This window comes from uncultured Victivallis sp. (genome assembly GCA_944389935.1).
Classification (GTDB): Bacteria; Verrucomicrobiota; Lentisphaeria; order Victivallales; family Victivallaceae; genus Victivallis.
This window is the reverse complement of sequence record CALXOE010000011.1, coordinates 1-23,701: the sequence shown is the minus strand read 5'-3', so window position 1 is coordinate 23,701 and position 23,701 is coordinate 1. Positions and strand designations below refer to the sequence as shown.

General features: G+C 60.8%; 21 protein-coding genes. 11 read left to right on the top strand and 10 right to left on the bottom strand.

The annotated features are described in order from the left end of the window. Position 1: 1 nt before the first annotated feature. From Q0J85_RS05235 to amrS, 8 genes are all read right to left on the bottom strand, one after another. Positions 2 to 4,087, bottom strand: a complete 4,086-nt coding sequence (locus Q0J85_RS05235; protein WP_294478899.1) for a cobaltochelatase subunit CobN — start codon at positions 4,085 to 4,087, stop codon at positions 2 to 4. 2 nt (positions 4,088 to 4,089) lie between these two features. Then, positions 4,090 to 4,428: a DUF2149 domain-containing protein gene (locus tag Q0J85_RS05230; protein ID WP_294478897.1), complete on the bottom strand. Its 339-nt coding sequence runs from the start codon at positions 4,426 to 4,428 to the stop codon at positions 4,090 to 4,092. Beyond that, positions 4,425 to 5,015: a MotA/TolQ/ExbB proton channel family protein gene (locus Q0J85_RS05225; RefSeq protein WP_294478896.1), complete on the bottom strand. Its 591-nt coding sequence runs from the start codon at positions 5,013 to 5,015 to the stop codon at positions 4,425 to 4,427. The genes Q0J85_RS05230 and Q0J85_RS05225 overlap by 4 nt, the downstream gene beginning before the upstream one ends. Further along, positions 4,990 to 5,700, bottom strand: coding sequence for a hypothetical protein (locus Q0J85_RS05220; RefSeq protein ID WP_294478894.1), 711 nt, complete (start codon positions 5,698 to 5,700; stop codon positions 4,990 to 4,992). The genes Q0J85_RS05225 and Q0J85_RS05220 overlap by 26 nt, the downstream gene beginning before the upstream one ends. Positions 5,701 to 5,737: 37 nt before the next feature. Continuing rightward, complete coding sequence (locus Q0J85_RS05215) at positions 5,738 to 6,175, bottom strand: hypothetical protein (protein ID WP_294478891.1); 438 nt, start codon at positions 6,173 to 6,175, stop codon at positions 5,738 to 5,740. Between the two features lie 12 nt (positions 6,176 to 6,187). Next, a complete protein-coding gene (locus Q0J85_RS05210) occupies positions 6,188 to 7,075 on the bottom strand; it encodes a prepilin-type N-terminal cleavage/methylation domain-containing protein (RefSeq protein ID WP_294478890.1) in 888 nt (295 codons plus the stop codon). A gap of 117 nt (positions 7,076 to 7,192) precedes the next feature. Then, entirely contained in the window at positions 7,193 to 7,906 is a 714-nt protein-coding gene (locus tag Q0J85_RS05205; RefSeq protein ID WP_294478888.1) for an ElyC/SanA/YdcF family protein, read from the bottom strand. Between the two features lie 3 nt (positions 7,907 to 7,909). Beyond that, positions 7,910 to 8,788 carry an AmmeMemoRadiSam system radical SAM enzyme gene (gene amrS / locus Q0J85_RS05200; RefSeq protein WP_294478886.1) on the bottom strand — a complete coding sequence of 293 codons (879 nt, stop codon included), beginning with the start codon at positions 8,786 to 8,788 and terminating at the stop codon, positions 7,910 to 7,912. Between the two features lie 214 nt (positions 8,789 to 9,002). On the opposite strand from amrS, the gene Q0J85_RS05195 reads away from it, so the two are divergent. Genes Q0J85_RS05195 through Q0J85_RS05155 form a run of 9 tightly spaced genes read left to right on the top strand, consistent with a single transcriptional unit; the run spans position 9,003 to position 15,912 of the window. Continuing rightward, on the top strand, positions 9,003 to 9,266 hold the full coding sequence (locus tag Q0J85_RS05195; protein ID WP_294478884.1) for a phosphoribosyl-ATP diphosphatase: 264 nt from the start codon (positions 9,003 to 9,005) through the stop codon (positions 9,264 to 9,266). A gap of 27 nt (positions 9,267 to 9,293) precedes the next feature. After that, a complete protein-coding gene (gene hisG / locus Q0J85_RS05190) occupies positions 9,294 to 10,142 on the top strand; it encodes an ATP phosphoribosyltransferase (protein WP_294478882.1) in 849 nt (282 codons plus the stop codon). Positions 10,143 to 10,168: 26 nt separating this feature from the next. Next, positions 10,169 to 11,146: an SIS domain-containing protein gene (locus Q0J85_RS05185; RefSeq protein WP_294478881.1), complete on the top strand. Its 978-nt coding sequence runs from the start codon at positions 10,169 to 10,171 to the stop codon at positions 11,144 to 11,146. A gap of 35 nt (positions 11,147 to 11,181) precedes the next feature. Continuing rightward, positions 11,182 to 12,291, top strand: coding sequence for an outer membrane protein assembly factor BamD (gene bamD / locus Q0J85_RS05180; RefSeq protein ID WP_294478879.1), 1,110 nt, complete (start codon positions 11,182 to 11,184; stop codon positions 12,289 to 12,291). Next, positions 12,288 to 12,815 (top strand): LPS assembly lipoprotein LptE, encoded by a 528-nt coding sequence (lptE, locus tag Q0J85_RS05175; protein ID WP_294478878.1) that lies wholly within the window; start codon positions 12,288 to 12,290, stop codon positions 12,813 to 12,815. Before bamD ends, lptE begins: the two co-directional genes overlap by 4 nt. A gap of 36 nt (positions 12,816 to 12,851) precedes the next feature. Beyond that, the gene (locus Q0J85_RS05170) at positions 12,852 to 14,153 is read left to right on the top strand and encodes a TrkH family potassium uptake protein (RefSeq protein ID WP_294478877.1); all 1,302 of its coding nucleotides are present in this window, start codon (positions 12,852 to 12,854) and stop codon (positions 14,151 to 14,153) included. A gap of 15 nt (positions 14,154 to 14,168) precedes the next feature. Then, entirely contained in the window at positions 14,169 to 14,825 is a 657-nt protein-coding gene (locus Q0J85_RS05165) for a TrkA family potassium uptake protein (RefSeq protein ID WP_294478876.1), read from the top strand. A 3-nt stretch (positions 14,826 to 14,828) separates the two neighbouring features. Beyond that, positions 14,829 to 15,260, top strand: coding sequence for an HIT family protein (locus Q0J85_RS05160; RefSeq protein ID WP_294478875.1), 432 nt, complete (start codon positions 14,829 to 14,831; stop codon positions 15,258 to 15,260). A 22-nt stretch (positions 15,261 to 15,282) separates the two neighbouring features. Beyond that, a complete protein-coding gene (locus Q0J85_RS05155) occupies positions 15,283 to 15,912 on the top strand; it encodes a hypothetical protein (RefSeq protein ID WP_294478874.1) in 630 nt (209 codons plus the stop codon). 40 nt (positions 15,913 to 15,952) lie between these two features. Here the strand turns inward: Q0J85_RS05155 and Q0J85_RS05150 are convergent, their stop codons facing one another. Continuing rightward, positions 15,953 to 18,361, bottom strand: coding sequence for a hypothetical protein (locus Q0J85_RS05150; protein ID WP_294478872.1), 2,409 nt, complete (start codon positions 18,359 to 18,361; stop codon positions 15,953 to 15,955). Between the two features lie 202 nt (positions 18,362 to 18,563). On the opposite strand from Q0J85_RS05150, the gene Q0J85_RS05145 reads away from it, so the two are divergent. Continuing rightward, positions 18,564 to 20,927 (top strand): mechanosensitive ion channel domain-containing protein, encoded by a 2,364-nt coding sequence (locus Q0J85_RS05145; RefSeq protein WP_294478871.1) that lies wholly within the window; start codon positions 18,564 to 18,566, stop codon positions 20,925 to 20,927. Positions 20,928 to 20,960: 33 nt separating this feature from the next. Then, on the top strand, positions 20,961 to 22,775 hold the full coding sequence (locus tag Q0J85_RS05140; RefSeq protein ID WP_294478869.1) for a heparinase II/III family protein: 1,815 nt from the start codon (positions 20,961 to 20,963) through the stop codon (positions 22,773 to 22,775). A gap of 55 nt (positions 22,776 to 22,830) precedes the next feature. On the opposite strand, the gene Q0J85_RS05135 is transcribed toward Q0J85_RS05140, so the two are convergent. Beyond that, a partial coding sequence (locus tag Q0J85_RS05135) for a right-handed parallel beta-helix repeat-containing protein (protein ID WP_294478868.1) occupies positions 22,831 to 23,701 on the bottom strand: 871 nt, incomplete at its 5' end.

Genomic DNA, 23,701 nt, shown 5'->3' with positions numbered 1-23,701 from the left:
GTCAGAGAGATCTCTTTTTCCGCCGGTGTCCGAGGATGATCGCGAGCAGCGCGACAATGATGATCCCGAGGATCACGCGCATTGCGGCGCGGTTGTCGCCTTCATCCGGTTCCGGTGAGTGGACGGTCTCTTCTTTCAGCTTCCGGCCGCTGATCTCCTGTTGTTGCTTTTTCTGCTGTTCGAGTGCCCGGGCGGTCAGCTGTTCATACTCTTTGCGCAGTTCGGGGTCTTTCAGCTGTTCCCGGATCATCTCGCGCAGTTTTTCGTTGCGGGTCGGGGGCAGGTCGAACTTTTTCATGAGTTCGACGTGGGTTTCGGCGATCTGCCGGACGGTTTCGGCGTCAGCCTTCCAGTACCCCTTGCGGACCGTCTCAAGCATGACGGAAGTCATCTCCTGAAGCGCAGCCGGATTGTTGTCTTCGAAAAACTTGCGTAATTCAAGCCCGAGCTTGTCGTCGATGTAGACCTCCTTGTACTCCTGCCAGAGATGATCTTCCAGCATATCCGGTTTCATGGCCTCCCAGCCGAACGTGTTGTGAAACACTTCCACGAAGCTGCCGGTTGCGGGGGCGCCTTCCTTCATCATCTCCCGGATGTATTTCGGGTTCAGCACCGTGCTGCGCGCCTCGACCATGGCGGCCTCGCCGGCCTCCTGAACCCGGGCGCGGCCCGGCGTGCGCAGATCGTTGAAGTAGGCGCCGGGATCTTTGCCGGTCACATGGCGCGCCGCCAGGCTCAGCCCGCCGGTGAACTCGTAGACGTGGTCGAGGGAGAGCGGCCCCCAGCTGTTCGACGAGCGTGACTGGACCACGGTGTCGGTGTTCTCGAGTGCGGCCTGGAAGACTCCGTCGACATGTTCGCCCCAGTGATCCTCCGTGTAAAGTGCGCCCATGTTGTTGATGTAAAGTTCGGCGATCTGCTTGGTGTCGTCCCATTTTCCGCTGTTCTGCACCATCCCGGTGACGCCGGAGCCGAAATTCCCGTTTACGCCGCCGAAGAGCCGGGCATGGCTGTACGACTTCGCCTCTTCCGGCGACATGCCGTTGGCGATCAACGCCTTGACGACAGCCAGGGATCCTTCGCGCACGAAGTTTCCGAATTCACCCTCCGGATCAGTTGCCGCGAGGCGCACCGCCTTGTCGATGAGGCGCATGCGGCTGGTCGCAGCGCCCCGGAACTGGCCGGAAGTCTGGATCACCACATCGATACGCGGGCGTTTGAGTTCCGACATCGGGATGAGCCGCACGTCCTGCACCCGGCCGCGCGAATCCCAGATCGGTTCGACGCCGAGCAGGAAGAAAATCTCCCCGATGTTCGTTCCCTGCGTGCGGATGAACTCTCCTCCCCAGAGCGAGAAGCCGACTTTTTTCGGATATTCGCCGGTGGTTTTGAGTTTTTCGGCGATGAGCGCTTCCGCGAGCTGCCGGCCGACGGCGTAGCTTTCGCGGGTCGGGGTCCGTTCCGGGTCGATGCCGTAGAGATTTTTCCCGGTCGGGACTGTATCCGGATTCAGAACCGGGTCGCCGCCGGAAGTTGCTGCGAGGTAGCCGCCGTTGAACGCGTTCACAATCGCGTCGAGCTCCGCCGGAGTCGATTTCAGCAGATCGGCACGGGCGCGGAATGTGATCTCCTCCGGCTGCGGTTTCATTTTCGGTGCCGCTGCCGGAGTCCGGCGCATTGTTCCGTCACCGCGCATTTTTTTCATGGCGGCCATCATCTCCGGCGGGATGTCGCGGCCGTCGGGGAGTTTGCCGCTCTGCATCATGCGGTGCATCTCATCGGTTTCTGCCGACGGATGGGGGGCGGAAGGTACGGGGGGTGGGGAGGAGACGCGTTTGAATTTCTCCGGATTCTTCAGCGCTTCCCGGGCTCGCTCATGTGCCTGAGCCAGGTAGTGCCGAGTGAAAAAGTGGAGATCTTTTCGCTGTTCCTCCGTCACCTTTCCTGCTTCGAGATCGGCTTTGAAGAGCGCGTCCGCGATGGCGTCGACGGTCATGAGACGGGCGGTTTCATCCGCCTCTTCCGGCGTGTAGGGGCGGCCGATGACATACATGCCGCGATTGACCTTCGCATCCTGGATCTCGTGCAGGAAGTTGTGCAGTTTGCTGAAGTCCTCTTCCGTCGGCTTTCCGGAAGCGAATCCGGCGGAGAGTTTGAGGTCACGGTCGTAATGCTCCTTAGTGGCGATTTCGACGATGGACTTCACATACTCGGCTTTGAGCATGGCGTTTTCCGCGGTTTCGAGCTGGTCGAGTTTTTCGTGCAGCTGCGTGAGCGCACCGTAGCCGTCGGCCTGCATAAAGGGGGCGGTCAGATGACTCACCATGGTGGCGTAACTGCGGCGCTTGGCAATTTGCGCCTCCCCGATGTTGTTGATGATGTAGAGATAGTAGTGCGGAATCCCGCTCGCAAGCACGTCCGGCCAGTCGTAACTTGAGAGCGCCACCTGCTTCCACGGCGTGAATTCGAGACTGCCGTGAGTGCCGAAGTGCATCATCGCATCGGCATGGAATCCGTATCGGATATAGAGATAAGTCGCGATGTAGGTGTGCGGCGGCGACATTTTGACGCCGTGGATGAGTTTGCTCTCCTCCTCGCCCTCGCCGGGGAGCGACTGCGGCATCAGGATGATGTTGCCGAACCGGATCCGCCCGAGTTTCATGTTCCCCTCCGGGGTGCGGAACGATTTCCCGGGGAATTCGCCGTACCGTTCCACGACCGTCTGATAGAGATCGGCGGGCATGCTCTTCGCAACCCAGGCGCGGTACTCCTCCGGTGTGATCGTGACGCTCTGGATGCGCGGCGGATCAGCCTCGTTTGTTGCGTCGGCCGCGACTCCGGCGTTGGTGCCGAAAGCGGCTTTCCCCGCTTCGATTTCGCGATTCAGCTCCTCGGCGTTTTCGGGGAGGGGGCCGGTGGTGTAGCCTTCGGCCTGCAGGCGTTTCAGCACGTTCAGCACCGATTCCGCAACGCCGAGCCCAGCGGTGGCTGCCTCTTTGCCGACGGAGCCGTAGTAGATGATCGCGATCTTCTTGTCGGCGTTCGGTTTGCGTTTCAGGTCCGTGGTTTTCTTCACGAGTTCCGCGAACCGTTCGAGCCGCTCCGGAATCATGCGGAACTCATAGAGTCCGCGCCGGTTGCGGAAGAGCGCCGAGAGAACATAGGGAACCGCGCCGCCGTCGAGCTCCGGCATCGTGATGCTCTGGCTCAGCATGCCGCCGGTCATGCCGCGCTGGTCGCGCAGATACTCTTCGTAAGGGGCGTTGACCTTGATCGGGCAGAGGAGCGGGACGTTGTGTTTCTTCAGAAGTTCGACGGTTTTCTCCCCGAGACGGCCGTGCGGCTGGTAGATGACGAGGTCGGGCCGGACTTCGCCGAAGATCGGTTCAAGCCCCCGCATCCCGCTGATGCCGACGACATTGAGCCCTTTCTTCTCCAACGCGCCGATCAGCTCTTCAATCGCACCGCCGCCGTTGCCGGAGAGGATGCACACCGTCGCGGCATCCGGCTTGTGGCGGCCGCTCTTCTGATACCAGGCAAGGTACTCCCGGTAACTTTTGAACGCATCCTCCTCGGCGATGTGGAAGAAGGGGCGGTACTCCGGTTTTTCCGGCGGTTCCGGTTTCGGCGCCTGAAGCCGCTTCCCGTCGATCTCGTAGCGGATGAAGTCGAGCATCCGCCGGAAGTTCTTTTTGCCTCCGGAGAGATATGCCGAGAGCGTTTCGCGCTGTTGTTCCGTCAGAGTGCTCAGCGCGGTCTCCTGCCGGGTTGAGGCGGTCGTGTAGACCGGTTTCCTCAGGTCCGCGAGAAGCTGCTGCTGCTCTTCCGTGAAGTTCAGTCCCATGCCGAAGAAGAGGATGAAGTCGTAATTCTTCAGCTCTTCGCCGCTTTTCTCCGTCCACTTCAGCGCGTCGACGCGGATCGCGGGATTGATCTCCTGATCGAGCAGCGGAGCGAGAATGTAATCCGGGTAGTTCACGAACGCGACCCGGGTCTCCGAGCCGTAGTGATGATAGATGCCGAATGCTGCGGCAATGACTGCGATTGCCGCCGCAAGCACAAGATATTTCCAACTCCATTTCCGCATATTCAATTCTCTCCCTCCGGAACGTAGATGACTTCTCCTGATTCAAGGCGGTAGGCGATTCCGACGCGCTGTCCGCGGCCGGAGCCTGTGGTTTTTTCGGATTTGTAGCGGGTGACTTTATTCTCTTTCTTGACGATGATCTCCATGTCGGGTCTGCCCGCGTTTTTGACGAATGTCGCGTCCTCGGCGGTCAGAAATTCGGTCATGCGGCTCTGAATCGCAAACGCGACCATCAACGCCACTGCGAATACCATCGCCGCATCGAAGAGATTCATGAGGCTCGAGCGCGGATCGACCTCGTCCTCGTCGCGGAAGAGATCGCTGTAACGGCGTTTTTTCATCGGTTTCCCCCCTCGAGCCGGCGGTCGAGAACATATTGCAGATTAGAGATCTCCTCCGCGAACCAGTGGCGTTTGACGGAGTAGATCAGGAGTCCGATCCCCGCCACCAGGCAGCCGACCACCGTGGTCGCAAACGCGATCTGCATGTTGTACGCCATCGAGTTGATGTCTCCCGAGGCCAGCCCCGCGAGCGCCGGACCCATCGGGATGAGAGTCCCCATGAGTCCGAGCATCGGACCGATTTTGGTGAGGAATTTCGCGCGTTCGAGTTCGCGCTCATAACCCTGTTCGATCTCGGCGATCCGTTTTTCGCATTCGAGTTCGTTCCAGCCGAGTGCGTCGAGTTCTGCCAGATGGCAGCCGAAGATGCTCCCTTCGTCGAAATCCGCGGCATCGACTCCGGGAGAGTTGCGGATCTTCTTCAGGAGTTCGCTGCGCTTCCTGCGTTGCTGCAGCAGCACGAGGTAGGTCGAAAAGAACCCTCCCAACGAAACGAGAGACGCGATCATCGCCGCCAGCAGCAGCACGATGACCGGCAGCAGCAGGCTGTTTGAGATCCAGTTAAGAATTTGTGTGACGGTGGACATGACATTTCTTCCTTTTATAATTGAAACAGATGGTAAAAACAATCATGCTCAGCAGCACCGGAATGGCGAGCACTCCGAAGACTGCGAGCGGTTCGAGATAATGTTCCTCTCCGGCCGCGGGGATCAGCCGGGCATTCGCCGCAACCGGCAGGAATACCGCTCCCAGGAGCAGAACCCACTCCGCATGCATCGCGAAGAGAATCCGGGATTCCCGGTCGCGCCGGAGCAGCCGGACGAGTTCTGCCAGAGCGATCCCCGCTCCCGGAAGGGCGAATGCGAGAATCCAGGTGATGTGCCGGAATTCAACTCCCGGGAATTCATTGAAGAGCCGCATCTGCAAATAGAGCGCGCCCGCCGGGAGCAGCGCCGACGGAACGAATGCCGCGAACTTCCAGAGTTTGATCCGCTCCCTCGATTCATAGGCCGCCAGCAAAGAGAAGCCCGCGATCAGCGAAAACAGCTCCTGTATGACGACCAGCGCACACCAGTTTTCCAGCGCGGCCGCTCCGGAGAGCGAGGCCGTCACCGCCGCGAGGCTCGTTTGCGCGATCCGATCCTCAAAGAGGAACGGCAGCGGCAGGAGCAGAACGGCAGTCAGGAACTCCCAGCGCCGCGGCAGCAGGGCCAGTTTGCAGAAACTCTGGAACGCCGCCGCGGCGAGGACTGCGGAGAGAAAGAGCGTCATAAGTTTCTCCTTCTCCTCCGTTCGGAATCTGAAGCGCTCATTGGTTCTCCTCCGGCGTGACAAAGGTGAAAGAGAGGAACTTCCAGTCGCCGTCGTTTCCCCGGCGGCAGATCGCCGTCCCGATTTCGCCCCGCTGGTTTTCGAGGTGGAGACGGCATCGCTCCGGTTCCGCTTCGTAACTGCTGATCCGGTTCAGCCGGCTTTCCGACGAACTGAATTTCCGCATGGCGTACCAGGAGCTCGCGGTCTTTCTGGCACGCGGGTCTTCGCAGTGCCGGGCAAATTCCGCCGCCGCTCCTTTTCTCGCATATCCGGAAAGTGTTTCGATGAATTCGTCCGCCTCGGCGTGTTCTTCCGGCGTGATTTCCCGCAGTCGGAACTCCTCCGGCGTCCCGGCCGGCGAAAAAGCGTGTATCACCATCGCAGCCCCGATTAGAATGAGCAGAGCGGCTCCGGCTTTCTTTGAATTTGACATCTTTTCTTCTCCTTATATTTCAATCAGTTCAGTCGCGTCAGGGTAAAGATAATTGAAGTATTTTTCGTTCTCATCCGGATCTCCGAAGCAGCCATAGAGATTGACCGCGTCGCCGTCGCTGAACAACTCCGAAGTGACGTGCCCGTCCGCCCAGGAGACATTCGCCCGCCGCTGGTGACGGAATCCCGTTGTCCCGTTCGTGTGCCCCATCCCGTAACCGTAGGGGCAGAGAATCGGCCCGGTCACGTTGTTCGCCTGAATCTGGCTGTCTCCGAACATCACGGTCTCCGTCGGATTCTTTACCTTGGCGGGTTTGGTCACTCCGTTGCTGATCTGCCCCTGGAAGCAGGTCGTCGTCGAATATTTCCGGCAGGAGTAACCGTATCCGCCGAGCGAATCCATCTTCGTCATATCTCCGGTCTGAAGTCCCGCCGTCGCCGCGAACGTCGGGCAGATGATCGCCCGCGGCGTGCTGCCGTAATATGGAAACAATGGCCCCGCCGTGTAGTCGTAATGCCCTCCGCTCCCTCCCATTCCGCCCGCGCTGTTCACCCCGTACCAGTAGGTCGTCGAACTTTTCGCCGCACGCACTTTCACGTACACCTCGTTGTCGGCTGTGTACATGATGTTCGCCGCCGTCAACTGTTTCAGCCCGTTCAGGCATGAGGTCGAGCGTCCCCGTTCCCGCGCCTGGTTCAACGCCGGCAGCAGCATGCTCGCCAGAATCCCGATGATCGCAATTACAACCAGAAGTTCAATTAATGTGAAATCTGTTCTGGCTCCCCATAACTGCGGACGCCGGTTGTGTCGGGCGGCGTTGCCGGTTGAGCGGGGAAGGGGAGCGGGATCATACGGTTTCCGCCGGAAACAGTTCCGGGAGACGACTCTTTCGCGTGACATGACGAGAGATTCCTTTTTGTTGTTAGTTTTGGCTAATTTGCCTTGCAAAAAAAATTGCTTTATTCAATATAGCATCGGGAAATGAAAAAGCAAGGGGTTGAGATTAGATTAATCTAATTAATTATAAGAAACCTTATCCTGAACATCGATGCGGATGGGGTCTCCGAGAAAATGCGGGCCGCGCCCGAGGAGGATGTCGAGGACAGCTGCGGAACGGGAGAGTGTTTCGCGCAGATGATTCCGCAGTCGGAAGCGGGGAGCGCGGACATCCTGCGCGGCGAAGCCGATCGCGTCGATCCCGTTCCGTTCCGCGAGGTAAAGCGCGCGTTTGCAGTGAAACATCTGCGAAATCACCGTGAATCTCTTCTGCCCGAACACCTTGTCCGCCCTGATCACCGAGTCCAGCGTGCGGAATCCGGCATAGTCCTCGTAGATATCCTCCGGCTTGACGCCCCGCGCTTCGAGCGCCCGGCGCATCGCCTCCGGCTCGTTGTAATCTTTCCGGCTGTTGTCGCCCGAAACGATGATCCTGCGGATCTTCCCCGCGTGATACAGCTCCGCCGCCGCCTCGATCCGATAGCGGAAATAGAGGTTCGGGCCGTATTTCCCGTGCGGCTTCGTGCCGAGCAGCAGCCCGACTTCCCGCGCCTCGATCTCGTCGACGTCGGTACTCACCCGCTCCCCGCACCGCTCCACAACGATGTTCGCGTAGAGCGTGAAGCAGCCCGCTGCCGCAATGATTCCAACCGCCGCAAGCACGGCGGACCGCAGTTTGCGCCGCGTTTTCCCCGGAGGAGGAAGCAGACATCGGATCGGACGGCGCCAGTCCATGCGTCAGATATTCCCCAGCTGAACGTATTGGAATCCGCGCTCCCGCGCCCGGTCGCCGATCCGGTGCAGCAGCGCCGCCGGCGTCCGCGGACTCTGGCGATAGTGGTAAGCCGGAAAATAGGCGTTGAAATGCAGCGGCGTGTCCAGCCCGAGCGCCGATTCGACCCAGTCGAGATACTCCTCGATCATCCGGGGGGAGTCGTTCTTCCCGGGAATCACCAGATTCGTGAGTTCCAGATGCCCCCCCGCCTCGTTCTTGAAGATTTCGCACGCCGTTTTGACCGGCTCAAGCGAGCCGCAGCACATGGTTTTGTAGAACTCTTCGGAAAAACCCTTGACGTCGATGTTCGCCGCATCGACGAGTCCGTAAAGTTCGCGCGCCGCCTCCGGCTCGATGAATCCGTTTGTGACCAGCACGGTTTTCACTCCCGCGGGCCGCGCGATCTTCGCGATGTCCATCGCGTACTCGATCCAGATCGTCGGCTCGTTGTAGGTCAGCGAGATCGACGGACAATCGTTCGCCAGCGCCAGCGAAACCGCCTCCGCCGGTGTCACCACCCGCCAGTCCCCCGAAGCGTTGTAAACTCCGTGCGAGAGCGAGCTGTTCTGGCAGAAACAGCAGTCGAGATTGCACCCGAATGCGCCGAACGAAAGCGTTTGCGTCCCCGGCAGAAAATTCATCAGCGGCTTCTTTTCGATCGGATCGATGGCGACGGCGGCCGGCCGCGCATAGGCGAGTGTGAGCAGTTCTCCCTCCTCGTTGCACCGCGCCTTGCACCAGCCGCTGCCGCCGCGGCCGATCACGCAGTGCCTCGGGCAGAGATCGCAGCGGACGGCGCCTGCTGGCAGGCTGACATAAAATCGGGCCGGATTGCTGGACATGATTCTCCCTGGCTGTCAATGATACGGATTTCCTGAACTTCACTCGCAAAACGTAATCCGCAATCCCGCAAAAGTCAATCTTTTTCCCGGAAAAAAGAGAATTTTCCCGCGGTTTTCGGAAAATCCGGCCGCTTGTGTTGCTTTTTCCCGATCGGAGCGCTATATTATTTCCGAATGATACCGCAATTATTTTTTTGAGACAGGAATCCCGGTGATGAAAACTTTTGATGGGTTGTTTGAAGAGTTGAAAGCCAAAGCCGCCGCCGCCGATCCGGCCTCCGGCACGGTGAAGGAACTGGCACGCGGCAAACATTTTATCGGCAAGAAAGTCGTCGAGGAGGCCGGCGAAGTCTGGATGGCCGCCGAATACGAGGGCCGCGAGAAAACCGCCGAAGAGATCTCGCAGCTCCTTTATCATCTGCAGGTCATGATGATCGCGAACGACCTCGAACTCGATGATGTCTACAAATACCTCTAACGATAACGATCAGGATACCGCACAATCATGTTGAAAATGGCGATTCCGAACAAAGGCGCTCTCTCCGAGGACGCCGTTCGGCTTCTCGGGGAGGCGGGGTACAAGTGCTCCCGCTCCGGCCGCGAACTCGTGGTCAGCGACCGCGTCAATGAGATCGATTTTGTCTTTCTGCGCCCGCGCGACATCGCGCTCTACGTCGGCAACGGCGTGCTCGATCTGGGCATTACCGGACGGGATCTGCGCGCCGACAGCGGCGCTCAGGTCGTCGAACTCATGCCGCTCGGTTTCGGCCGCTCGCGGTTCTGCTTCGCCGTGCCGAAGAATTCGGGCCTTTCGGTCGAGACGCTCGGCGGACTCCGGATCGCGACCTCCTATCCCGAACTGCTGCGCCAGAACCTCGAGAAACGCGGACTCAAATGCCCGATCGTCCGGCTCGACGGCGCGGTTGAAATCTCGATCCGCCTCGGCGTCGCCGACGCGATCGCCGACGTCGTCGAATCCGGCGCGACTCTGCGCGAGGCCGGACTCGAGATCATCGGCGAACCGATGCTCCACTCCGAGGCCGTCCTCATCGGGCGCTCCGGGGAGCTGCAGAACTGCCCGGAAGTGAAAAAGCTCATGGCTCGCCTCCGGGGGATCATCGTCGCGGGCAGCTATGCGATGATGGAGTATGACATTCCGCGCGCCGCTCTCGAGGCCGCCTGCGCGATCACGCCCGGAATCGAGTCCCCGACCGTGGCGCCGCTCTCGAATCCCGACTGGGTCGCCGTCAAGGCGATGGTCCTCCGCCGGGAGTGCAACCGGATCATGGATGAACTGTACGACATCGGCGCTCGTGGAATCATCGTGGCGGACATCCGCTCCTGTCGACTTTAACTGTTGAGCGCAAAAGGCATTGTGAAATGAAAAAAGAAATTCTCGTCCGGGCTCGCGAGGTCTTTGACACCGAGATCGCCGGAGTGATGACCGTCCGGGACAATCTCGGCGAATCGTTCAAACTGCTCGTCGAACGGTGCATGAAAACGATCTCCGCCGGGGGCAAGCTCGTGTTGACCGGCGTCGGCAAGAGCGGGTATATCGGCAAGAAGATCGCGGCGACGCTTTCGAGCGTCGGCTCTCCGGCGGTATTCATGCATCCGGTCGAGGCGCGTCACGGCGACCTCGGCATCATGCAGAAGAACGACCTGCTCATCGCGCTCTCCTATTCGGGGGAGACCGAGGAGCTTCTCGCGGTGCTGACTCCCGCCAAACGGCTCGGAGTCGAACTGGTCTCGATCACCGCCAGCCACGAATCGAGTCTCGGGCGCATGAGCGACCTCGTGGTCGAAATGCCCGTGCCGAAAGAGGCCTGCCCGTTCAACCTCGCGCCGACGACGACGACGACCGCTCTGCTCGTGCTCGGGGACGCTCTGGCGATGGTTCTGCTCGACGAGCAGGGGTTCACCAAGAGCGATTACGGCCGGCTTCACCCCGGCGGCGCGATCGGCCGCATGGTTACGCTGCGCGCCGAGGATATCATGCGCGGACGCGACCGTTCCGCGATCGTCGGCAGGGATGCGACCGTGCGCGATGCGATCATCCGCATGAGCGCGGCGCGCTGCGGATCGGCGATCATCGAGGATGCGGAACATCGGCTGCTCGGGATCTTCACCGACGGCGACCTCCGGCGCTGGGCGGAGAAAGATCTCTCGGTGCTCGAACGCACGATGGCCGAGGTCATGACTCCGAATCCGGTTGCGGTTCGCGCCGATCAGCTCGCGGTCGAGGTTTTGAAGGTGCTTGAGAGCCGCCATGTCGACGATATCGTCGTGACCGATGCGGACGGTTTTGTCGCCGGTTTCATCGACGTGCAGGATCTGCCCGGGCTTAAACTGATGTAGAAAACGCTTTCCGGATGAGGGAGAGGGAGGTACGCATGACCAATTACAAACGATGGTTGTTCGCCGCGCTGCTGCTGGCCGCCGCTCCGCTTGCGCTCCGGGCGGACGACACGGAAGCGGTCGAGCTTTATCGCGAGGGCCGCGCCGCCTACGACGAACAGGATTATCGCGCGGCATCGAAGAAATTCGAGGAGGCTGAACTCTATGCGGATTCCCCGGTCATCAAGTCCAATGCGTTGCGGGCGCGGATCGCTGCTCTGCAGATGTGCAGACTGCCGTACCAGGAGTTCGAGGCGATCGAGCGGCTGCTGACCGGCTATCCGGAATATGCGGATTTTGCCGCCCTCGTGCGCCGCGAGTATGAGATCGCGAAGATGTACGACGACGGCGTGCGCGAACCGGCGTTCTGGAGTCTGCGCTGGATTCCGTGGCTGGTCGGGGACGATAAGAGCATTGAGATCTACCGGAAAGCGCTGGAGCGGGCGCCGTTTTCGGAGAATGCTCCGGCGGCGCGGCTGCGGTTGGCCTATCTGCTCGACCAGGAGGGGCAGATCAAGGAGTCGCTCGACGAGCTCCGGCGGGTGATCCGGGAGTTCCCGGATTCTCCGCAGTGCAAATGGGCGTATCTCGCGCTCGGGAACGGCCTGTTTGAACTTTCCCGGCGCGGTGACGGCGACGCGCGCTATGCGCGGGAGACTTACGATGTGTTCCGCGAATTTCAAAACAAATATCCCGATGCGCCGGAAAATGATTTCGTCCGCGTCGTGCTCGCGAAGAGCCGCGACATTCAGGCGGAACGGCTGCTCGGCATCGCCGAATTTTACGAGGATTCCGGCCGGAAAGAGGCAGCGGAGCGTTATCTGGCGCAGGTGCTCCGGGAGTTCCCGGACACGGAGGCGGCGGGTGACTCCGAGCGGCGTCTGGTCGAACTCGACAAAAATTTCGTGCCGGATGATTTTGTCGTATCGAAAGATTCCCGGATTCAACATTACCGTTCCTATCCGCTTCCGGCCGAATCCGGCAAGCTGCTGATCGTTCCGGGGCGCGGGAACCGCAAATATCTGCTGCCGGTCTACGATCTCGGTCTGGGGCGTGAGGGGGATCCCCCGGCGGTCGCGACGGGAGAAAATGAGGTGAAACCATGAAGCGATATCTCGGATTGGCCGCCGTGGCGGCGGCAATGTTGTTCTGCGGCGGCTGCGGTTACCGGATCGGCAGCCTCGTGCATCCGCAGCTCAAGACCGTCGCGGTCGCACCGGTTCAGAATGAGACGCTCGAATACAATTTGACCGCGCAGGTCCGGAATCTCCTCTGCGAACGGTTCATGACGGATGGATCGCTGAAACTCGTCGACGAGAAAGAGGCGGACTGCATCGTCTACGCCCGGATCGTCGACGCGAAATATGCCGAAGTCTCCTGGGCGGAGAGCACCCGCGCCGAGGACGGCGAGGATATTCTCCTGCCGAACGAGTGGAGTGTGACGCTGGTGATCGAGTATACGGTGATCATTCCGGGCCGGGTGCAGCCGCTCGTATCCGCCCGCAGGGTATCCGGAACCGCGAACTTCCAGACCGGGCCGGATCAGTTGACCGGGAGGATGAACGGCGTCCGGCAGGCCGCCTATGCCGCGGCCAAGCAGGTTGTTGCCTCGTTTACCGAAGGATGGTGAGCCGCAGGCGGGAAAAGTAGGAGTTCTGCTGCTGCGATGGTGATCGGATTTGTCAAAAAAGGACAGTCGCTGTTCATTCTCTCCTTTCTTGCGCTGATCTTCTGCGGAACGGTGTTTCTGAAGCTGCCCTGGTCCTATCGCGGGACGCTGCCCTGGGTTGACGCCTATTTCACGGCCACGAGCGCGGTTTGCGTGACGGGATTGTCGACGGTGCCGGTGGGGGATTTCACGATATTCGGGCAGGTGGTGATTCTCATGCTGGTTCAGCTCGGCGGGATCGGGATCATGACGCTGTCGGCATCGATTCTGCTGCTGCTCGGGCGTGGACTTTCGTTCAGCAACACGCTGCTGATCTCCAATCTCTCCGACAACTTTTCGCTGCGCGGGACCGAAGGGCTGACCCGGACGGTCATTCAATATGTTCTGGTCAGCGAGGGAATCGGGTTTCTGCTGCTGCTGCCCGGATTTCTGACGAGTTACCCCTGGGAGGAGGCGGTCTGGTACTCGTTTTTCCATGCGATTTCGGCATTCTGCAACGCAGGATTGTCGCCGTTTCCGGACAGCATGATCGGGCAGACGCGCTGGACGCAGATGACGCTGGCCGCGCTGATTGTGTTCGGCGGACTCGGGGTCTACGTGATCTACGATCTGCTCATGGTGTTCCGCCGGAAACAGTACCGGCTGCGGGTTCATTCGCGGGTCGTGCTGGTTACGACGCTGATTCTGATTGTCGCCGGGAGCGTGCTGCTCTGGCTGAACGGCTGGGCGAGGGGGACGAATCTGAGCTGGTTCGACGCGATTTTCCAGTCGGTTGCGGCCCGGACGGCGGGATTCAACAGCGTCGACATCGGAGAGCTGCCGGCGGAGAGTCTGACGCTGATCATCATCCTGATGCTGATCGGCGCCGCTCCGGGGTCGACGGGCGGCGGAATGAAAGTCAGCACGGTGGCGCTCGCGGTCGCATCGATCGTCGGCACATTCAAGGGGAATCCGGAGGTTCAGATGTTCCGCCGGACGATTCCGATCTCGAATGTTCTGCGCGCGTACACGATTATGGTGACGTTCATTCTGCTGACCTGTGCGGGGGCGGTGTTTCTGCATATGCTCACGCCTGACCGGTTTGCGATGATGGAGTGTTTTTTTGAATCGGCCTCCGCGATCAGCACGACGGGGCTGTCGACGGGGGCGACTTCGAGTCTGACTTCGTTCGGGAAGATCTATCTGGCGTGTTACATGTTTGTCGGCCGCATCGGGCCGTTCACGATCATGCTGTTCCTGCTCAGCCGGGAGAAGAAACGGCGGCTGCGTTATCCGGAAGAGCGTATCATCATCGGTTAGGGGAGGATACCGGAAATGTCGAAAAATCATTATGCCGTCCTCGGGCTCGGTTCGTTCGGGGCGAAGCTGGCGGTGGCGCTCGCGAAAGCGGGCAACACGGTGTTGATTGTGGATATCGATCAGCAGCGGGTCGACGATCTGCGCGACAAGGTCACGGAGGCGGTCATCGCCGACGTCAGCAACGAGGAGGTTGTCCGGGAGCTCGATGTGCGCAAGTTCGACGCGGTGATTCTCGGGATGAGTTCCCACTTCGAGGATCAGGTGCTCGCATTGACGCTCGTGAAGCAGGAGGGGGCGCGCAAGGTGATCGTGAAAGCGAACACGGTGATCCAGGAGCGGATTCTCTTCCGGCTCGGGGCGGATGAGGTGATTCAGCCGGAGCAGGATGTCGCCGAGCGTCTCGCGCGCCGGCTTACGATGGACAACATCAGCGATCTCTTCGAGTTCAAGGGGTCGGCGATTGCGGAAGTGACGGTGCCGGAGTCGTTGTCGGGGCATTCGCTGCGGCAGCTTGATCTGCGCAACCGGTTCAACGTGACGGTGCTGCTGCTGCGCAAGCCGGGGGGCTCCTCCGAGACGGTCATGACGCCCGACACGATTCTCGAGAAGGGCGATCAGCTTACGGTATTCGGAAGTCAGAAATCGATCATCGAACTATTCAGGGAGAAGTGAAAAATGAGTGAGTGCATCTTCTGCAAAATCATCAAGGGTGAAATTCCGTCGTGCAGGATCTATGAAGACGATCTGGTCTATGCGTTTCTGGACATCGGTCCGATCAACTTCGGACATACGCTGGTGATTCCGAAAGAGCATCATGAATCCTCCGCGACGATTCCGGAGGCGACGGCGGGGCGGATGTTCCGGATCGGTTCGCGGATCGGGGTGGCGCTGAAGCGTGAGCTTGATTACGAGGCGTTCAATCTGCATCTTGCGGACGGAACCGCGGCGGGGCAGGTGGTCATGCACGCGCATCTGCATGTGATTCCGCGCGGCGTCGAGGACGGTTTCCACTGGAACTGGCGGCAGCTGCGTTACGGCGACGGGGAGGCCGCCGCGGTGGCGGAGAAGATCGTGAAACGGCTTGCCGCGACCGTCGCGGGAAAGTGAATCGACCGGAAAGGAGGCGGGCATGAGGGGGTTGCACATTGCCGCGCTTGCTGCATTGCTGATCGCATTGCTGCCGCTGCCGGGGAGGGGGGCGGATCAGCTGGACCGGATGTTTTCGCAGCTGGACCGGCTTGAGCGGTCGTTCTGGCGGGCGCTGCCGATGAAGTCGGATTCTGATTTTCACCGGGAGACGGAGGATCTGCTTTCGGAGGTCACCATGACGGCGCGTTCGATTCAGAGTGTGGCGTCGCGGGCGGGCAGCCGCCATCCGAATCTGACGGCGGAGATGAACCGGATTCAGACGATTTTCGAGGAGATCGATCCGGCTTCCGCGAAAGGGTACCGGTTCGGTTCTTTCAAGTACACGTCGTTGCGCGACTACCGGTCGCAGTTCCGGAGGGATCTGCCGGAAGAGAAGCGCAAGTTGAAACTCGAGCCGACCCTGGAGAATGTTCAGATCGACGACTATCAGCGTTGGCTTGACGAGGTTGTGGAGGACAATGCCGCCAAAATCGGCCGTCAGCGCGGCAGCGGGAGCAGGACCACGGAGCTGCTCCGGGAGCACACGACGACTTTCTTCACTGCGATTGCGACGATGCGGGTGACGCTCATGAAGTACCGCCAGGAGAAGAAACTCTCTTTCCCTGAGTGACCCGGAGAAAGTGAAATCCTCCGCCGGTTCGCATGCCGGGTCACTCCTCTTCGGCCCAGGCGATCTGGAGGTCGCCGGTCACGTGTTCGAGCACGTACCGCGCACCCGTGGCGTCCGGTTCGAGCCGGGAGGCGAATTCCGACTCCTGCGCGAGCGTCCCTTTCGGATCCCCCCTGTAGAAACGCACCGACTTCACGTGATCGGCTTCCGGGCGGAACACGATCCGCGCATCGGTGAGCCCCGTCACCGTGATCCGGCGCTTGACTCCCGGCATGATCGAGGTCGATTCGCGGCATTGAATTCGGCCGTTCGTCATCGTCACGAAAATCCGGCACTCGAGGTTCGACCAGCGCCAGGCCGGATAGCGCGCCATCCCGCCCGCCAGAATCGTATCCGCCCCCGTGAAGAGCGGCGCCCCGTCCGGAAAGCGGAACGTCTGCTCCACGGTCGTGTCGGTCCCGAAACCGGAGAGATAGAGCGCGTTGTTGTGATAACGCAGCGTAAGACGCGGATCCGGCGTCAGAGCATCGTACTTTTCAAATTCGATCCCGTATCCGAAACAGCGCACTCCCCGACGCATGAGCTCCTCCGCCGGATAGTGGCTGTTCCGGTCGAACGGCGTGGCGAAGTGGCAGTGTTTCTGCATCGAGAATGAATTCGTTCCGCGCACCCACACCACGCTGCCGCCGTTCCATTCCGGCCGGGTTATGCGGGCGAGAGCCGGGCGGCTGTCGCCGCCGCGCCGGTACTCCTCGAGAATCTCCGCCGGCGTCTCCGGCGCGAACACCCGGTCGAGCGGACCGCCCGAGTAGCGCGGGAGGTGTTTGACCAGCCGCAGGTCGGAAAGTTCAAATTCTCCGGCAAGTCCCTCCGCCGGAACGACTCCGAGCAATTTTTCAATCGCTTCGCCGCGGGCCGGCCCGTAGAACAGCACGTTTCCGCCGGCGGCGAGATGCGCTTCGAGTTTCCCCGCCACGCGCGGAGTCTCCATCGCGCAGGTCGGCACGACGAGAATCCGTCCCGCGAACGTTTCCGCCGGAGCCGGAACGAAGTTGTCCGTCGAAATCACGGTGTTGAGCGGAAAACCCGCGTTCAACGCCCCCCGGATCAGATAGTCGTTCGCAAACACCTCCTCCAGACGCTCCCCCGCATAGACGAAGTCGTGGTACTCGTTGAACGGATAGACCCAGACGAGCGGTCCGGCCTGATCCGGCGCCGTGCGGCGCGCGTCCTCAAGGTATGGAATCACCTCCAGCGGCACCTGATCCGGCATCCGCCCGCAGGAGTCGTCGATCGAAAGGATGTGCAGCGCGTTCGCGAGCATGATCCTGCCGTTCCCGTCGAGCCGCGCGACCGCCATCGGCAGATAGATGTCGTGCGGACTGCGGCCGTAGCGGTCGAGCCACGGCGAATTCATGAACCAGATGTCGTGCGTGTAGTAGCGGAACGGAAACTTCTTCCCTTTCGGCAGTTCGGCGATGTGACTCATCCAGCCGGCCAGCTCCATGCCGAAATCACCGTCGAGCGCGGCCCAGGGGGAGTTCGGCGCGACTTCGAGATCTTTCACCTCGCGATAGATTTCGCGCAGCGGCGTCGCGTCGCTGGTCAGATCCATGCCGGTCGTGAGATTCGTCCCGCGCGTTTCGATCGGGAAATCGGGGCATTCGCGCCGGAAGTCGCGCCAGAAATCGTGCATCGCCCGGCGGACATCCCGCGCTTTTTCCGGGAAGAAGTCGTATCCGTCGAAGATCGCGCCCGTAGCTCCCCAGGTTTCCATGCCGAAGCCGAAGCCGTTCGAGAACCAGATGTAGTCGAACTCCATGTCCGTCAGGTATTTCTGTGACTGTTTCCCGATGAACGTTCCGAACGATTCCCCCTCTGGAATCCCGTTCGGATAGGCCGCGTAACTGCGGGAATCCGCATGCAGCGTCGTGTAGCAGCAGACGAAACTCCTGCCGCCGAGGCAGAAGCCGCGGCAGATCTCCGGATGGCGTTCGTATTTGAAGCTCGAGCGCGCGAATTCCGGCCCGGAATCGAACGTCGCGCCGATGCGGAGTTTCCGGTCGTATTTGCGCCGGAACACCTTTCGCAGCGTCCGCATGAGCTCGCGGAACTCGCCGTAACTCCAGTCCGGCGCCTGATCGCCCCCGGGGAACAGTCGCGGACGTTCATGGATCGTCTGGAGTTCGGCGGGTTTTCCCGGCTCCGCGCCGTGCGGATTGGCCACGCCGATCCACTTCGCCCACTCGAACGTCTCCTCCATCCAGCCGTTGTAGTCGAGAATCTCCGACCCGTCGGCGGCCCAGAACATCAGCGAAACGCTGCCGCTCTCGCGGATCAGCGGATCCCACTGGCGGAAAATCTGCTCCGCAACGTGTTCAAATCCCGCGACACTGCGCTCCCGAAACGGTTTGAGCGATACTTCCAGATCCAGTTTTTCCCATTGCATGAGCGATGACTCCCGGTGATGAATTGAGTTTCGAGAATAAGTATAATCCCGGAAACGCGCTTTGACCAGGCTGCAGTTTGCAAAAACGCGGAAAAAAACGAAAAGTCAATCTGGTCCAAAGCGGTTATTCCGCGATTTTGCCGATTTCCCGTTGCATGTCGCGGCCGGAGGTGATATATTGATGAAAAAGGAGAAGCCGTTCATGCGGAAAATTCTGTCGCTGCTGTTGTTGATCACGGTTCCGGTGCTGCTGCCCGGTACCGCCGCTGCCGCCATGTCGGACCGGAACGGACTCTCTTTCGACCGGATCGAAAACTGGGATTACATCCTGTCCAGGCTCGACTCCCAGATCACGCGCGCGGATCAGATACTCTCCTCCTACCAGTCCTCGCGCGAGTTCGACGCCGCGAACGCCGATTTCTCGAAGCGGATCTATATGCAGGCGGATGAACTGCGGTTCCTGCTCTCGGTGAGCGCTCCGCAGAACGTGTTTGAAATCACGCTGCGCTGCCAGCAGATCGACGATCTCTATGTCATCTTCCGCCGGCGCTATGATGTGCTCAACACGATCCGCAATGCGTCGGCGGAACTCACGGCCCGGACGGAGACGGTCCGCAGCGAACTCGATCAGATGAGTTCACGGCCGCAGTTCCACCGCTACGAGGAGAGAATCCGCGAGGTCACGGCGAAATATCAGGCGTTCCGGGACAAGTCGAACAAGATCACCTCCGAGCTGGAGCGCAGTCTCGATCCCGAACTCGAGACCATGATGGAGGAACTCGTCAAAGAGGCGGCACAGGCCCGGACGGAAACCATCGATCAGGCCTTTTTCTCCCGACAGACCACGTTCTGGCAGCTGCTGCCGGGGATGAAGCAGATCATGCAGTACTGGTATTACACCTCGATGGATGCGAAGCACTTCGGCGGCAGCGGTCTGACCCGCGGAGATTATCTGACGTTTTTCGCGATTTTTCTGCCGCTGCTGCTGGTGTTTCTGGTGGCGGGGCCGCGCCGGCTCTATCCGTGGCTGTTGAAGCAGACCCGGTTTCCGGACATGTATCGCAAATCAAAGCTGTTTTTCGTGGCGGGTATTCTGCTGGTTCTCGCTTGTTCGCTTTATTTGTTCCAGTTCCGGACGGAGCTGAATTACTCCTCGCAGGTGCACCAGCTCAGCCAGACGTTCGGAGCGCTCGCGCTCCTGTTTCTGGCGCTGGCGTTCCGGATGGACCGGCCGGCGATGCGGCGCTGTCTCGGGCTTTATCTGCCGTTCATCTTTCAGAGTCTGGGAGCCAACGTGCTGTTCACGCTGGTGATGCCGTACCAGCCGCTGATGCTGATTTCGGTTCCGTTGAACGTTTTTTGCATGTTCTGGGCGCTTCTGATGCTGCGTCGCAGGGGGTATCCGGTGTTCGACCTGGTCATTGTCTGGTCGGCGATCGCGGTGGTGGCGGTTGAAACGGTGCTGATGGCGTGGGGATTTCTGTACATCGGCTTCACGATGATGCTGACCGGCTTCATCGTGCTGGGGCTGTTCGAGGCGGCGATTGCGGCCAGCCGCATCATTTTCAACCGGATTGCCGAGCATCCCGAGGCGCGGATGAGCAACATTTTTCTGCGTCATCTGGTTTTTCCGGTGATCTGGCTCGGGGGGATCGCCATCATCGTCGGGAATATTTCGAGCACCTACTATCTCGGCGGCTGGCTGAGCCACTGGGCCGGGGTGCAGTTCAACGTCCACAACTTCCTGTCGTTCAGCGTGAACGATCTCGTGACCGTGATCGTGGTGCTGTTCATTCTGCTGTTTCTGGTCATGCTCGCGAAGTATTTCATCCTGAATGCGTTTGAAAGCAGCCGCGACCGCGGAATGGTCCTGTCGTTCGTCACGCTCGGAAACTACATTGTCTGGGCGTTGTTCGCGGTTTTCGTGCTGCTGGTTCTGGAGGTGCAGTATTCGAGTGTGCTGGTGATTCTCGGCGGTTTCAGCGTCGGGTTCGGTTTTGCGCTCAAGGAGGTTCTCGAGAACTTCATCTCGGGGATCATTCTGCTGGTGGGGCAGCAGGTGCGTCCCGGCGACGAGATCGAATTCGACGGGATTTACGCGAAAGTGCGGGCGGTCAGTTTCCGGGCGACGGTGATTGAGACGTTCGACGGGTCGGTCATCACGCTGCCGAACACGAATGTGCTCTCCAAGGACTTCCGCAACTGGACGCGCATGGGCAGCCGGATGCGGCGCGATCTCCATATCGGAGTCGCTTACGATTCGGATTTGAAACTGGTCCGGCAGACGCTGCTGGATGCGGCCGCGGCGCTGCCCTCGATCTACCGGCAGCCCGTGCCGGAGGTCTACTGTTCGGAGTTCCAGGAGAGTGCGATCGACTTCACGCTGCGGGTCTGGGTGCGGACCGGCGCTCAGGTGATCGTGCTGTCGGCTCTGCGGGAAAAGGTCGCTGAACTTTTTGAGGAGCGCGGCATTTCGATTCCGTTCAATCAGCTCGACGTGCGGCTTGTCGAAGTGCCTCCGGCCTCTCCGGCAACCTGCGGCGAGGCCGGTTCGGACGGGAATTGATGATATGCGGATCGAATTGCGGAAGGTGGAGTTATGGGTCGTTTTCTGCGGATGATGCTGCTGTTTTCGGCGGCGGGCGCCATCGGGTCGGCCGGAGCGGAGCGGATTCCGATGAGCAGGATCAGGGCGGAACACCCCCGGCTGCTGGTCGGGGAAGAGGAATTTCAATCGCTGAAGCGCAATGCGGCGACTCCGGAGGGGCGGGCTCTTGCGGAGCGGATCATTCACGATGCGGAGTCGCTGCTGGAGGTGCCGCCGCAGGAGCGCCGCATGGAGGGGAGGCGGTTGCTGATGGCGAGCCGAACCGTCCTCTTCCGGGTCACGACCCTCTGCGTCGCGGAGAAACTCACGAACAGCCGGAAATACGCGGACCGCGCGATCCGGGAGATGGTCACCGCGGCGGAATATTCCGACTGGAACCCCTCCCATTTTCTCGACGTCGGCGAGATGACGCTCGCGCTGGCGATCGGCTGCGACTGGCTCTATGACGCCATGACGCCGGAACAGCGCGAACTCGTTCAGCGCGCGATTGTCGAGAAGGGACTCAAGCCGTCGTTTCAGGGGAAGCAGTGGTGGGTCACCGGCGACAACAACTGGAATCCCGTCTGTCACGCGGGGATGGTGGCCGGGGCGCTCTGCGCCGCCGATCTGGAGCCGGAACTCGCGGAGAAAACCGTCGCACGGGCGGTCGAGAATCTGCCGCGTTCGATGAAAGCGAGTTATTTCCCGAACGGGACCTATCCCGAGGGGCCGATGTACTGGGGATACGGGACGGAATTCACCGTCGTTCTGCTCGGGCTGCTCGATGCGGCGTTCGGGGAGGATTTCGGTCTCTCGGCGCAGTCCGGCTTTTCGCAGACGGGGGATTTCATCCGGGCGGTGACCGGGCCGACCGGAAAGTTCTTCAACTACGCCGACTGCACCACCTGGAGAGGGGCTGATTTCGCGATGATTTACCTCGCGAAGAAATTCAATCGCCCCGACTGGTTCGACCGGATCGAGCGGAAGCTGCTGCTCGGTTATGCGCAGGCGCGGCCGAAAGGCGGGCGAACCGGGAACCGGCTGCTGCCGCTTGCGCTGCTCTATCTGGGAGTTCCCGGTGAATCGCGTCCGGCGCCGCTCTCCTATTACAGCGGGGATGAAGCGCTTGTGCCGATCGCGGTGCTGCGGTCGGATCAGACGGCGAATGCGGCGTGGATCGGCCTCAAGGGGGGAGCTCCCGCCGGACCGCACGGACACATGGACGGCGGATCGTTCGTCTTTGAGACGGGAGGCTGTCGCTGGGCGGTCGATCTCGGGATGGAAAATTACACGAAGATCGAAGCGACTTCCGTCAAACTCTGGGACTCCCGGCAGGAGGGGGGCAGGTGGACGCTCTTCCGGCTCGGCCCCGAGAGTCACAACATCCTGCGCATCGGCGGTGCTCCGCAGAATGTCAAGGGAAAGGCGCGCTTTGTGAAGCACTCCGAAACCTCGGCGACGATGGATCTGACACCGCTTTACACCCCCGCCGCCCGGCAAGTCACGCGGACGGCGTCGCTCCTGCCCGGGCGGGCGATGGAGCTCCGGGACCGTCTGACCGGTCTCGCGCCGGGCGTTCCGGTCTGCTGGCAGATGTGCACGGAGTCCGATCCCGAGGCGCTTCCGGACGGATCGCTCCGTCTCCGGCACGGGAAGAGGTCGCTGATTCTGAAGAAAAACCATCCGGGTGCGTGGAGGATCGTCCCGGCTGAAGAGCTGCGCAAACCGTTTGAATCCCCGAACCGGCGGGCGAAGATGGTGCGGTTTGAAGTCGCCGCGCCGGAGAGCGGCAGGCTCGAACTCGTGGTGAATTTTCTGCCGGAATGAGAAAAGCCGGAAGAGAACGTGCTCTTCCGGCTGCATGAAGTTCCGGCGATTGCGGTTACTCGCCGCGCGGCGCCTCCTCCGGGAACAGCCCCGCACTCTCCGGCACCGGGAGGAGCCGGCACGATTCGAGGCCGGAAACGCGGGCGTTCTTTTCGGTCGTGGAGTTGACTGCTTTTTCCGCGGTCGGGGCGATGGTGCATGATTCGAGAATCGCTTCGCCTTTCTGGTCCGCGTCGATTGCAATCGCGTTTCCGACGAACGTGCAGTTGACTGCGGTTGCTCTGCCCCCGCCGGTGCCGCAGACGTGGAGTCCGGCGGCGGTGCCGGAGCCGCCGCGCTTCACGGCGTATCCGCCGACGCAGTTTTCGAGACGGGCGCTGCCCCAGACGCGGAAGTTGCGTTTGTTGCGGAAAGCCATGCAGTTTTTCAGCACGGCGTTTTTCGTTTTGATGTCCCAGCCGCCGTCGGTGCAGTCGTATGCCTTGCAGTTGATCCAGCGGATGTTTTCGGTGTTGCCCTCGGCGCAGAATCCGTCGGCGTTCCAGTATTTATCCCCGGCGTCGTCGTAGGCGTTGCGGGCGACGCAGTTCTCGAACGTGATGTCGGAGTCGACGCTCCCTTTGGCTCCGCCCATCCCGAAACACATCTGGAATTTTTCCGTGGCGAACTCCCTGCCGCCGGAGTCGGCGGTGACGTCGCGGACGACCGCGTCGCGGATGCCCCCCTGCAGCCGCACGCCGCGCTTGGTGAAGCCGGTTGCCGTGCACGCCTCGATGCGGATGCCGGTTCCGCCGTTCAGATAGATCCCGTCGCGGACGCTCGTGAAAGCGAGGTCGCGGAACGTCAGGCGGCGTGTCCGCCGCCCCCCGCACCCCCTGCGTCCGGCAAGGTGCCGGTGCCGCGTACGGGTCGGAGTCGGACTCGGC

What these genes read in the sequence shown, in the direction of transcription:
- Q0J85_RS05210 (WP_294478890.1), bottom strand. Translation starts at nt 7,075, where the DNA reads ATGTCACGCGAAAGAGTCGTCTCCCGGAACTGTTTCCGGCGGAAACCG.
- Q0J85_RS05220 (WP_294478894.1), bottom strand. Translation starts at nt 5,700, where the DNA reads ATGACGCTCTTTCTCTCCGCAGTCCTCGCCGCGGCGGCGTTCCAGAGT.
- Q0J85_RS05170 (WP_294478877.1), top strand. Translation starts at nt 12,852, where the DNA reads ATGGTGATCGGATTTGTCAAAAAAGGACAGTCGCTGTTCATTCTCTCC.
- Q0J85_RS05225 (WP_294478896.1), bottom strand. Translation starts at nt 5,015, where the DNA reads ATGTCCACCGTCACACAAATTCTTAACTGGATCTCAAACAGCCTGCTG.
- hisG (WP_294478882.1), top strand. Translation starts at nt 9,294, where the DNA reads ATGTTGAAAATGGCGATTCCGAACAAAGGCGCTCTCTCCGAGGACGCC.
- Q0J85_RS05230 (WP_294478897.1), bottom strand. Translation starts at nt 4,428, where the DNA reads ATGAAAAAACGCCGTTACAGCGATCTCTTCCGCGACGAGGACGAGGTC.
- Q0J85_RS05145 (WP_294478871.1), top strand. Translation starts at nt 18,564, where the DNA reads ATGCGGAAAATTCTGTCGCTGCTGTTGTTGATCACGGTTCCGGTGCTG.
- Q0J85_RS05185 (WP_294478881.1), top strand. Translation starts at nt 10,169, where the DNA reads ATGAAAAAAGAAATTCTCGTCCGGGCTCGCGAGGTCTTTGACACCGAG.
- bamD (WP_294478879.1), top strand. Translation starts at nt 11,182, where the DNA reads ATGACCAATTACAAACGATGGTTGTTCGCCGCGCTGCTGCTGGCCGCC.
- Q0J85_RS05140 (WP_294478869.1), top strand. Translation starts at nt 20,961, where the DNA reads ATGGGTCGTTTTCTGCGGATGATGCTGCTGTTTTCGGCGGCGGGCGCC.
- Q0J85_RS05195 (WP_294478884.1), top strand. Translation starts at nt 9,003, where the DNA reads ATGAAAACTTTTGATGGGTTGTTTGAAGAGTTGAAAGCCAAAGCCGCC.
- Q0J85_RS05150 (WP_294478872.1), bottom strand. Translation starts at nt 18,361, where the DNA reads ATGCAATGGGAAAAACTGGATCTGGAAGTATCGCTCAAACCGTTTCGG.
- Q0J85_RS05235 (WP_294478899.1), bottom strand. Translation starts at nt 4,087, where the DNA reads ATGCGGAAATGGAGTTGGAAATATCTTGTGCTTGCGGCGGCAATCGCA.
- Q0J85_RS05165 (WP_294478876.1), top strand. Translation starts at nt 14,169, where the DNA reads ATGTCGAAAAATCATTATGCCGTCCTCGGGCTCGGTTCGTTCGGGGCG.
- Q0J85_RS05205 (WP_294478888.1), bottom strand. Translation starts at nt 7,906, where the DNA reads ATGGACTGGCGCCGTCCGATCCGATGTCTGCTTCCTCCTCCGGGGAAA.
- Q0J85_RS05160 (WP_294478875.1), top strand. Translation starts at nt 14,829, where the DNA reads ATGAGTGAGTGCATCTTCTGCAAAATCATCAAGGGTGAAATTCCGTCG.
- amrS (WP_294478886.1), bottom strand. Translation starts at nt 8,788, where the DNA reads ATGTCCAGCAATCCGGCCCGATTTTATGTCAGCCTGCCAGCAGGCGCC.
- Q0J85_RS05215 (WP_294478891.1), bottom strand. Translation starts at nt 6,175, where the DNA reads ATGTCAAATTCAAAGAAAGCCGGAGCCGCTCTGCTCATTCTAATCGGG.
- lptE (WP_294478878.1), top strand. Translation starts at nt 12,288, where the DNA reads ATGAAGCGATATCTCGGATTGGCCGCCGTGGCGGCGGCAATGTTGTTC.
- Q0J85_RS05155 (WP_294478874.1), top strand. Translation starts at nt 15,283, where the DNA reads ATGAGGGGGTTGCACATTGCCGCGCTTGCTGCATTGCTGATCGCATTG.